The following is a 10189-nucleotide window of genomic DNA, read 5'->3' on the forward strand; positions in this document are numbered from 1 at the left end:
GAGACAGGAGTGCACTCTCGTCGCCCACAACTGACAATTCGATCTACATAACTGACGTCTCGGCCGACCCAACTGACGTCTCGGCCGACGCGAGCGCCTTCTCGGCGGTCAGGCGTGCTGGGTGACCGGCTTGAAGGAGGGCCGGGTGGCCTCGTACGCCGCGATGTCATCGGCGTGGGACAGCGTGATGCCGATGTCGTCGAGGCCCTCGAGGAGGCGCCAGCGGGTGTAGTCGTCGATGTCGAAGGAGTCCTCGATGGCGTCGACGCCCTCGCCGGCCCGGACGGTGCGGGACTCGAGGTCCACCGTGATCGAGGCGCCGGGGTTGTCGTCGAGGTAGTCCCACAGCTTCTGGACGACCTTCTCGTCGACCTTCGCCGCGAGCAGGCCGGCCTTGCCGGAGTTGCCACGGAAGATGTCCCCGAAGCGGCTGGAGATGACGACGCGGAAGCCGTAGTCCATGAGTGCCCAGACGGCGTGCTCACGCGAGGAGCCGGTGCCGAAGTCGGGGCCGGCGACGAGGACGGAGGCCCCGGCGTACGCCTCGTTGTTGAGGACGAAGGACGGGTCGTTGCGCCAGGCGGCGAAGAGGCCGTCCTCGAAGCCGGTGCGGGTGACGCGCTTGAGGTAGACCGCGGGGATGATCTGGTCGGTGTCGACGTTGCTGCGGCGCAGCGGCACGCCGACGCCGGTGTGGGTGGTGAACTTGTCCATGTCAGGCCTCCACGAGAGTCAGGTCGGCGGGCGAGGAGAGGGTGCCGCGTACGGCGGTGGCGGCGGCCACCTCCGGCGAGACCAGGTGGGTGCGACCGCCCTTGCCCTGGCGGCCCTCGAAGTTGCGGTTGGAGGTCGACGCGCTGCGCTCGCCGGGGGCGAGGGTGTCGGGGTTCATGCCCAGGCACATCGAGCAGCCCGCGCCGCGCCACTCGGCGCCGGCGTCGAGGAAGATCTTGTGCAGACCCTCTTCCTCGGCCTGCAGGCGCACCTTGGCCGATCCCGGCACGACCAGGAAGCGGGTGCCCTCGGCGACGTGGTGGCCCTGGATGATGTCGGCAGCCGTACGCAGGTCCTCCATGCGCCCGTTGGTGCAGGAGCCGAGGAAGACGGTGTCGATGTGCACCTCGCGCATCGGGGTGCCGGCCTCCAGGCCCATGTAGGCCAAGGCCTTCTCGGCCGCGATCTTCTCGTCGGCGTCCTCGAAGTCGTCGGGGCTCGGGACGGCGGCGCCCAGCGGGACGCCCTGGCCCGGGTTGGTGCCCCAGGTGACGAACGGGGTGACCTCGGCGGCGTCGAGGACGATCTCCTTGTCGAAGACCGCGTCCTCGTCGGTGACCAGGGACTTCCAGTGCGCCACGGCCTGTTCCCACTCGGCGCCCTTCGGAGCCTCGGGCTTGTCCTTGATGTAGGCGAAGGTGGTCTCGTCGGGGGCGATCATCCCGGCCTTGGCGCCCCACTCGATCGACATGTTGCAGATCGTCATCCGGGCCTCCATGGAGAGCGCGCGGATGGCCTCGCCGCGATACTCCACGATGTAGCCCTGGCCGCCGCCCGTGCCGGTCTTGGAGATCAGGGTGAGGATCAGGTCCTTGGCGCTCACACCCTCGGGCAGAGTGCCGTTGACGGTGACCGCCATGGTCTTCGGCTTGTCCTGCATGAGCGTCTGGGTCGCCAGCACGTGCTCGACCTCGGAGGTGCCGATGCCGAACGCGATCGCGCCGAACGCGCCGTGCGTGCTCGTGTGGGAGTCACCGCACACGATCGTCATGCCGGGCTGGGTGAGCCCCAGCTGCGGACCCACCACGTGGACGATCCCCTGCTCGGCGTCGCCGAGCGGGTGGAGACGTACGCCGAACTCCTCGGCGTTCTTGCGCAGCGTCTCGACCTGGGTGCGGCTGACCGGGTCGGCGATCGGCTTGTCCCAGTCGACGGTCGGGACGTTGTGGTCCTCGGTGGCGATGGTGAGGTCCGGACGGCGCACCTTCCGGTTGGACAGCCGCAGGCCGTCGAAAGCCTGCGGGCTGGTCACCTCGTGGATGAGGTGAAGGTCGATGTAGAGGAGATCCGGCTCTCCCGCGGTCGACCGGACGACATGCTCGTCCCACACCTTCTCCGACAAGGTCCTGCCCATGACACGTTCTCCATCTGGCATCTTTGGTCTGTAGTGGCCGGTGGCGGCTCGAGCGTTGAATCGCGATGTCAGATCCGCCACTTCCAGTCTGCTTCTCCGAGCCTAACGTTGCATCTCAGGTTCTGAGAAGTTAGTCTTGCGATATGGACAGTTCCAGCGGTGTGGGTGTGCTCGACAAGGCCGCCCTTGTGCTCACAGCTCTCGAATCCGGCCCGGCGACCCTCGCGGGTCTGGTGGCCGGGACGGGTCTCGCCCGTCCGACCGCGCACCGTCTGGCGGTCGCGCTCGAGCACCACCGTCTGGTCGCCCGCGACATGCAGGGCCGCTTCGTCCTCGGCCCGCGCCTGGCCGAGCTGTCCGCCGCCGCCGGCGAGGACCGGCTGCTCGCCACCGCCGGGCCCGTCCTGGCGCGTCTGCGCGACATCACCGGCGAGTCGGCGCAGCTGTGGCGGCGCCAGGGCGACTTCCGTGTCTGCGTCGCCGCCGCCGAGCGCCCCTCCGGCCTCCGCGACACCATCCCCGTCGGCTCCCAACTGACGATGCGTGCCGGGTCGGCCGCTCAGATACTGATCGCCTGGGAGGACCCCGAGCGTCTCCACCGTGGCCTGCAGAACGCCGCCTTCTCCGCCGCCGCCCTGTCCGGCATCCGCCGCCGCGGCTGGGCGCAGTCGATCGGCGAGCGCGAGGCCGGCGTCGCGTCCGTCTCGGCTCCGGTCCGCTCCCCCGGCGGCAAGGTCATCGCCGCCGTCTCCGTCTCCGGCCCCCTCGAGCGGCTCACCCGCCAGCCCGGGAAGATGCACGCTCCCGCTGTTCTGGCTGCTGCCGACCGGCTCTCGGAGTCGCTGCGGCGCGCGGCTGCGGAGTAGCGTCGCCGGATGCTCACCGAGTTACCTCGGTGAGCATTCAGCCGCAGATCTCCCGCACCGCCTCCCGCACAGCCTTGAAGTCCTCGGCCCGCGACTGGTCCTCGGCCAGCCCGACGATCGCGGCGACCTGATAGTCCTCGAAGAGCCGCGGCTCGGCGTCCTCGAGGTCCCCGGCGACCAGCACGACCACACCCGCGGCGGTGCTCTCCGCGAACCGCACCGACCAGGTCGGCTGCTGCAGCCCGCCGACGCGTTCGATCGTGTCCTTCGCCTCGTCGCTCGACACGTCCTGGTCGCACGCCAACTGCCCGTTGACGAGCAGCCGGTTCTCCCCCACGCTCCGGAGGCTCTCCCCGGTCGCGGGCTTCACCGGCTCCGCGGGCGAACCTGACCCCGCCGGGCCCACGGTCTCCTCACCGCACCCGGCGAGCGCGGCGGCGAGCGCACAGACAACCAGCGACGTACGCCACAACTGACGAGTCGGCCGCCACTTCTGCAGTCTCGGCATCAGAAGAGGGAACCGCTCTCCAGGCCCAGCAGCGTCGTCTTACGGTCCAGGCCGCCGGCGTAGCCGGTCAGCGAGCCGTCCGCGCCGACGACGCGGTGGCACGGGATGACGATCGGGATGGGGTTCTTCCCGTTGGCGAGCCCGACGGCACGGGCGCCATGGCCGGTCATCTCGAGACGGCCGGCGATCTGGCCGTAGGAGCACGTGGTGCCGTACTCGATCTGCTGCAGCTGCTCCCACACCCTCACCTGGAACGGCGTCCCCACAGGAGCCAGCGGGAGGTCGAAGACGACCCGGTCACCCGCGAAGTACTCGGCCAGCTGACGGGCGCACTCCCGGAGCAACGGGTCCGAGTCGGAGCGTTCCCCGCGCGGCCGGCCCTCGGCGTACAGCGCGGGCATGAAGTCGATCGCGGTGATCGCGCCGTCGAACGCGACCAGCCGGAGCTCGCCGACGGGCGAGTCGATGATGGTCCACATCAGAGTTCCTCCAAAGCAGTCAGTGAAGTCCACAGGTAGAGCAAGGCGTACGAGCGCCAGGGCCGCCACGCGGCGGCATCCGCCATCGGCGCGCCGAGCACGTCCAGCGCTCGTCGGATGCCGACGTCGGTCGGCAGGAAGACATCGGGATGGCCGAGAGCGCGCAGCGCGACGTAGTCGGCGGTCCAGGGGCCGACGCCGGGCAAGCCGAGCAGCTGCTCGTGCACGACGTCGCGGTCGGTGCCACGGTCGAGCTGGAGCTCGCCGGAGGCGAGCGCCGCGGCCAGACCGGTGACGGCCCGCCCGCGCGAGCGCGGCATCGGCATGCCGGCCGGGTCGGCGGCCGCCAGGGTCTCCGCGGACGGGAACAGATGAGTGAGGCCGTCGATCTCGGTGGTGATCGGACGACCGTGCTCGGCGACGATCCCGGCCAGCACCGTGCGCGCCCCGGCGACCGAGACCTGCTGCCCCACGATCGTACGCAGCGCCAGCTCGCCCCCGTCCACGGTGCCGGGCACCCGCAGACCCGGCAGCGCCAGGGCCAGCGGCCCGATCACCGGATCACCGGCGAAGACGTCGCCGACCGCGCGCGGGTCGCAGTCGGCATCGAGCAGCCGCCGGGCGCGCTCGACGGCCGCGGTGGTGTCGCGCAGGTCGGCGAGCTTGAAGGTCGCATGGACGAAGCCGGTCTCGCCCTCGGGGATGTCGGCGAGCTCGAGGCGGAGCGTGCCCGGCCCGTTGGGCAGATCGAGGGTCCGCGCGAACCACAGCCGCCCCTCGTCGACGCCCGCGACCTCGACGCCCGGCACCAGGTGGTCGCGCAGGAAGGCGTGCAGGGCTCGGCCCGCGAACGGGGTGCGGACGGCGAGCCGCAGCGCGATCGTCCCGTCGGCCCGGCGCCGGGAGCCGCGGCGTCCGCGGAGCTCGGTCGGCGAGGCCGCGTAGACCTCGCGGACGGTGTCGTTGAACTGGCGTACGCTCGAGAAGCCCGCCGCGAAGGCGATGTCGGCGAAGCCGAGCTCGGTGGTCTCGACCAGCGTCCGGGCGGTCTGTGCGCGGCGCGCGCGAGCCAGTGCCAGCGGGCCAGCGCCGAGCTCGGTGGTCAGCAGCCGGGTCAGGTGGCGCGGCGAGTAACCGACCCGGCGGGCCAGCCCCTCGACGCCTTCCCGGTCGACGACGCCGTCGGAGATCAGCCGCATCGCCCGCCCGGCCAGGGTCGCGGCCACGTCCCACTCCGGGCTGCCCGGGGTGGCGTCGGGACGGCAGCGCTTGCAGGCGCGGTAGCCGGCTGCCTGCGCCGCCGCCGCGGTCCGATGGAAGGAGACATTGGTCAGCGCCGGGGTCCGCGCCGGGCACGAGGGACGACAGTAGATCCCGGTCGAGGCCACCGCCGTGTAGAAGACACCGTCGAAGCGCCGGTCGCGCGACCGAACGGCGCGATAGCACGATTCGAAGTCGAGTCCGTTCTCGCTCGTCGTCCCATTCATGCTCTCCATGTTGCCGTGTCAGGAACGAAATTACGCGCGGTTTTCGGACAGCGCCTTCCTCATGGTTTCACATTGCCGTTACCTGAAGAAGCAACCTCTCGGCGCACTAGCGCGTACAACCTGTGTGGGCTGCACACGCAGACGGTCAGCTCACGGACGGGCGAGGGAGGGTGATGAGGTCGGAAACCGGGTCGGGCACACGCACGGTCGTGCTCACCGTCGTGGTCACGATGCTGTTTCTGGCGGTCGGCACCGGGATCGGCACCTGGGCGTTCTACGGCCACCTCAACCGCAACCTCGGCTCGGGCGGTGACATCCACCACCTCGTCGACGAGCCGGAGGACGCGGACGAGGGTCCCAAGCAGCCGCTGAACATCTTGATCCTCGGCACCGACGGACGCGACTGCGACGGCTGCTCGATCGACGGCGAGGGCGGCTCGGGCGGCTCCGACAGCACGATCCTGCTGCATGTCGCCGCCGACCGGAAGTCGGCCTACGGCGTCTCGATCCCCCGCGACGCGCTCGTCGACCGGCCCGAGTGCACCGCCCCGGACGGCACCACGATCCCCGAGGCGAGCGGCGTGATGTGGAACCAGGCCTACTCCCTCGGCGGCCCGATCTGCACCGCCCGCCAGACCGAGCTGCTCACCGGCATCCCGGTCGACCACTATCTCGCCCTCGACTTCGCCGGGTTCCGCGGCATGGTCGACGCCGTCGGTGGCGTCACGATCTGCATCCCCGAGGAGATCGACGACGAGGAGCACAACATCTTCCTGCCCGCCGGGACCCACAACCTGCGCGGGAAGCAGGCGCTCGACTACGTACGCAACCGCTCCTCCACCCCCAACGCCGATCTGGGCCGGATGAGGCGCCAGCAGTACTTCCTCACCGCTCTCGCCACCAAGGTCCTCTCCGCCGGCACGCTGACCCGCCCCCGCCGGCTGGCCACCTTCGCCACCGAGCTGTCGAAGTCGATCACCACCGACATCGGCTCCGTCGCCGGCCTGGCCGACCTGGCTGCTCAGATGCGCGACGTCGACCCGGGCAGCATCGAGTTCGAGACCGTGCCCAACCGGGCCTTCCCCGAAGGCGATCCCAACTGGGGTCGCCTGCAGATCCTCCCGGAGGCCGACCGGCTGTGGCAGCGGATGCTCGAGGACCGTCCGCTCCATGATCCGACGACCCCCGCCGCTCCGACGACTCCGGCCGCACCGACGAGCTCCGCCGCTCCCGGGAACCCCGAGGTCAGCGCCTCGCCGAACGAGGTCCCGGCCGAGTCCGTGACCCCCGACCAACAGGAGAAGGAAGCCGCCGACAACGGCCTGTGCGCACCCGCCTGAGTGTGATGTGATCCACTCACCTCATGACCAACACCACGGTTCCCGTCGGGGTCGGCGCCCTCACCTTCGACCAGGTAGTCGCCGTCGCCCGTCATGACGCCCCCATCACCCTCACCGACGAGTCGCTGACCGCGATGGCCACCAGCCGCGCGCTCATCGAGGACCTCGCCCACGACACCCGGCCCCACTACGGCATCTCGACCGGCTTCGGTGCGCTGGCCAACACCTCGATCCCGCCCGAGCACCGCGCCCAGCTGCAGGCCTCGCTGGTCCGCTCGCACGCGGCGTCCTCCGGCGCCGAGATCGAGAAGGAGGTCGTACGCGGCCTCATGCTGCTCCGCCTCTCGACCCTCGCCACCGGGCGGACCGGGGTGCGCCCCGAGGTCGCCGAGACCTACGCCGCGCTCCTGAACGCCCAGATCACCCCGGTCATCGGCGAGTACGGCTCGCTGGGCTGCTCCGGTGACCTGGCCCCGCTCGCCCACTGCGCCCTCGCGGCGATGGGCGAGGGCGACGTACGCAACGCCGACGGTGACCTCGTGCCCGCGGCCGACGCGCTCGCCGCCGCCGGAATCACCCCGGTCGCGCTGCGCGAGAAGGAGGGGCTGGCGCTCATCAACGGCACCGACGGGATGCTGGCGATGCTCGTCTTGGCCCTCGCCGACCTCGACGACCTGGTGGCCACCGCCGACATCGCCGGTGCGCTCAGCATCGAGGGGCTCCAGGGCACCGACAGCGTCTTCGCCGAGGACCTTCAAGCGCTGCGCCCGCACGCCGGCCAGGCGACCTCCGCCGCCAACATCCGCGCTGTCCTCGCCGGCAGCGGCATCGTCGCCGACCACCGCGGTACCGGGTTCACCCGGGTGCAGGACGCCTACTCCCTGCGCTGCGCGCCCCAGGTCCACGGCGCGGTCCGCGACACCATGGCCCACGCCGCGCGGGTGGCCGAGACCGAGCTCGCCAGCGCGGTCGACAACCCGGTGATCACCCACGACGGCCGGGTGGAGTCCAACGGCAACTTCCACGGGGCGCCGGTCGGCTACGTACTCGACTTCCTGGCCATCGCCACCGCCGACCTCGCCTCGATCTCCGAGCGCCGCACCGACCGGTTCCTCGACAAGGCCCGCAACCATGGACTGCCACCGTTCCTCGCCCACGACCCCGGCGTCGACTCCGGGCACATGATCGCGCAGTACACCCAGGCCGGGATCGTCTCCGACCTCAAGCGCCTCGCCGTCCCGGCGTCGGTCGACTCCATCCCCACCTCCGCGATGCAGGAGGACCACGTCTCGATGGGCTGGAACGCCGCCCGCAAGCTCCGCCGCGCCATCTCCGGGGCACGTCAGGTCGTCGCCATCGAGATCCTCACCGCCGCCCGGGCGATCGACATGCGCGCCCCGGAGCGTCCGGGTCCGGTGGGCGCTGCGCTGGTCGAGGAGATCCGCACCCTGGTCCCGGCCCCCGGCCCCGACCGGTACCTCGCGCCCGACATCAAGGCGGTCGTCGACCTCGTCGCCACCGGTGCGCTGCTCGACAAGGCGCGCACCCTCGCCGAGATCCACTGACCGCTACCGCGCGCCACTTTCCCGCCATGGCGGGAAAGTGGCGTGGGCGACCCGTAGATCCCGCGACAGAATCCCGCCAAGGCGGGAAAATGCGCCGATACCAGCCCCCAGAACGAGCTTTTCGCCGGGGCGGGCTGACGCCCGCTCCTCCGATGAGGTGAGATGGACCACATGAGCGAACCACGCACTGTCCGCGCAGCGCGCGGCCCCGAGATCACCGCCAAGACCTGGCAGACCGAGGCCGCCAAGCGCATGCTGATGAACAACCTCGACCCGGAGGTGGCCGAACGCCCCGACGACCTGGTCGTCTACGGGGGCACCGGCCGCGCCGCGCGATCCTGGGAGGCGTACGACGCCATCGTCCGCACCCTCGACGAACTCGAGGCCGACGAGACGCTGCTGGTGCAGTCCGGCAAGCCGGTCGGCGTCTTCCGCACCCACGAGTGGGCGCCCCGGGTCCTGATCGCCAACTCCAACCTCGTCGGCGACTGGGCCACCTGGCCGGAGTTCCGTCGGCTGGAGTCGCTCGGCCTGACCATGTACGGCCAGATGACCGCCGGCTCGTGGATCTACATCGGCACCCAGGGCATCCTGCAGGGCACCTACGAGTGCTTCGCCGCCATCGCACGCAAGAAGTTCGGCGGCTCGCTCGCCGGCACCCTGACCCTGACCGGCGGCGCCGGCGGCATGGGCGGCGCCCAGCCACTCGCGGTCACGCTCAACGAGGGCGTCGTGATCGTCGTCGACGTCGACGAGTCCCGCCTCCGGCGCCGGGTCGACCACGGCTACATGGACACCGTCGCCAGCTCCCTCGAGGACGCGCTGGCCCAGGCGGAGGAGGCCAAGAAGGCGCGTACGCCGCGCTCCATCGGCCTCGTCGGCAACTGCGCCGCGGTCTTCCCGGAGATCCTGGCGCGCGGCGTGGAGGTCGACATCGTCACCGACCAGACCTCGGCGCACGACCCGCTCTCCTACCTCCCGCTGGACTACACCGTCGAGGAGTGGGCGGCGCGGGCCGAGGAGGACCCCGACGACTTCACCGAGAAGGCGCAGGCCTCGATGGCCAAGCACGTCGAGGCGATGGTCGGCTTCATGGACCGCGGCGCCGAGGTGTTCGACTACGGCAACTCGCTGCGCGAGGGGGCCCGCCTCGGTGGCTTCGCGAACGCGTTCGCGTTCCCGGGCTTCGTACCCGCCTACATCCGCCCGCTCTTCGAGGAGGGACTCGGCCCCTTCCGCTGGGCGGCGCTCTCGGGCGACCCCGAGGACATCGCCAAGACCGACCGGGCGATCGTCGAGCTCTTCCCCGAGAACGAGGGGCTCAAGCGCTGGATCACCCAGGCCGGCGAGAAGGTGCACTTCGAGGGCCTGCCGGCGCGGATCTGCTGGCTGGGCTACAAGGAGCGCCACCTCGCCGGGCTGAAGTTCAACGAGATGGTCGCCTCCGGGGAGCTCTCCGCGCCGGTCGTCATCGGCCGCGACCACCTCGACTCCGGCTCGGTGGCCTCGCCCTACCGCGAGACCGAGGCGATGAAGGACGGATCCGACGCGATCGCCGACTGGCCGCTGCTCAACGCTCTCCTCAACACCGCCTCCGGCGCCTCGTGGGTCTCCATCCACCACGGCGGCGGCGTCGGCATCGGCCGTTCCATCCACGCCGGTCAGGTGTGTGTCGCCGACGGCACCCCGCTGGCGGCGGAGAAGATCGAGCGCGTCCTGACCAACGACCCCGGCACCGGCGTCATGCGTCACGTCGACGCCGGCTACGAGCACGCCCGCGACGTCGCCCGCGAGCGTGGCCTCAACATCCCGATGC

At 71.0% G+C, this 10189-nt stretch carries 9 protein-coding genes; 4 read left to right on the forward strand and 5 right to left on the reverse strand.

Annotation, left to right across the window (positions count from 1 at the left end; all coding sequences use genetic code 11):
- Positions 1 to 108 precede the first annotated feature (108 nt).
- Both leuD and leuC read right to left on the reverse strand, forming a co-directional pair.
- Positions 109 to 714 carry a 3-isopropylmalate dehydratase small subunit gene (gene leuD, locus ACFVJS_RS22360; RefSeq protein WP_165110301.1) on the reverse strand — a complete coding sequence of 202 codons (606 nt, stop codon included), beginning with the start codon at positions 712 to 714 and terminating at the stop codon, positions 109 to 111.
- A 1-nt stretch (position 715) separates the two neighbouring features.
- A complete protein-coding gene (gene leuC, locus ACFVJS_RS22365) occupies positions 716 to 2128 on the reverse strand; it encodes a 3-isopropylmalate dehydratase large subunit (protein WP_378885085.1) in 1413 nt (470 codons plus the stop codon).
- A gap of 143 nt (positions 2129 to 2271) precedes the next feature.
- Between leuC and ACFVJS_RS22370 the strand changes: the two genes are divergently transcribed.
- On the forward strand, positions 2272 to 2994 hold the full coding sequence (locus tag ACFVJS_RS22370; RefSeq protein WP_008358359.1) for an IclR family transcriptional regulator: 723 nt from the start codon (positions 2272 to 2274) through the stop codon (positions 2992 to 2994).
- Positions 2995 to 3031: 37 nt separating this feature from the next.
- Here ACFVJS_RS22370 and ACFVJS_RS22375 read toward each other — a convergent pair whose 3' ends face one another.
- Genes ACFVJS_RS22375 through ACFVJS_RS22385 form a run of 3 tightly spaced genes read right to left on the reverse strand, consistent with a single transcriptional unit; the run spans position 3032 to position 5468 of the window.
- Positions 3032 to 3502 carry a hypothetical protein gene (locus ACFVJS_RS22375; RefSeq protein WP_378885087.1) on the reverse strand — a complete coding sequence of 157 codons (471 nt, stop codon included), beginning with the start codon at positions 3500 to 3502 and terminating at the stop codon, positions 3032 to 3034.
- A complete protein-coding gene (locus tag ACFVJS_RS22380) occupies positions 3502 to 3981 on the reverse strand; it encodes a methylated-DNA--[protein]-cysteine S-methyltransferase (RefSeq protein ID WP_378885089.1) in 480 nt (159 codons plus the stop codon). Before ACFVJS_RS22380 ends, ACFVJS_RS22375 begins: the two co-directional genes overlap by 1 nt.
- Positions 3981 to 5468 (reverse strand): Ada metal-binding domain-containing protein, encoded by a 1488-nt coding sequence (locus ACFVJS_RS22385; RefSeq protein WP_378885092.1) that lies wholly within the window; start codon positions 5466 to 5468, stop codon positions 3981 to 3983. Before ACFVJS_RS22385 ends, ACFVJS_RS22380 begins: the two co-directional genes overlap by 1 nt.
- 173 nt (positions 5469 to 5641) lie before the next feature.
- On the opposite strand from ACFVJS_RS22385, the gene ACFVJS_RS22390 reads away from it, so the two are divergent.
- The 3 genes from ACFVJS_RS22390 to hutU form a co-directional block, all read left to right on the forward strand.
- Positions 5642 to 6808: an LCP family protein gene (locus ACFVJS_RS22390; protein WP_378885094.1), complete on the forward strand. Its 1167-nt coding sequence runs from the start codon at positions 5642 to 5644 to the stop codon at positions 6806 to 6808.
- A 23-nt stretch (positions 6809 to 6831) separates the two neighbouring features.
- On the forward strand, positions 6832 to 8373 hold the full coding sequence (hutH, locus tag ACFVJS_RS22395) for a histidine ammonia-lyase (protein WP_378885097.1): 1542 nt from the start codon (positions 6832 to 6834) through the stop codon (positions 8371 to 8373).
- Positions 8374 to 8544: 171 nt separating this feature from the next.
- On the forward strand, positions 8545 to 10189 hold a 1645-nt coding region (gene hutU / locus ACFVJS_RS22400), incomplete at its 3' end, for a urocanate hydratase (RefSeq protein ID WP_378885100.1).

Origin of the sequence: Nocardioides sp. NPDC057772, assembly GCF_042798075.1 — a bacterium.
Classification (GTDB): domain Bacteria; phylum Actinomycetota; class Actinomycetes; order Propionibacteriales; family Nocardioidaceae; genus Nocardioides.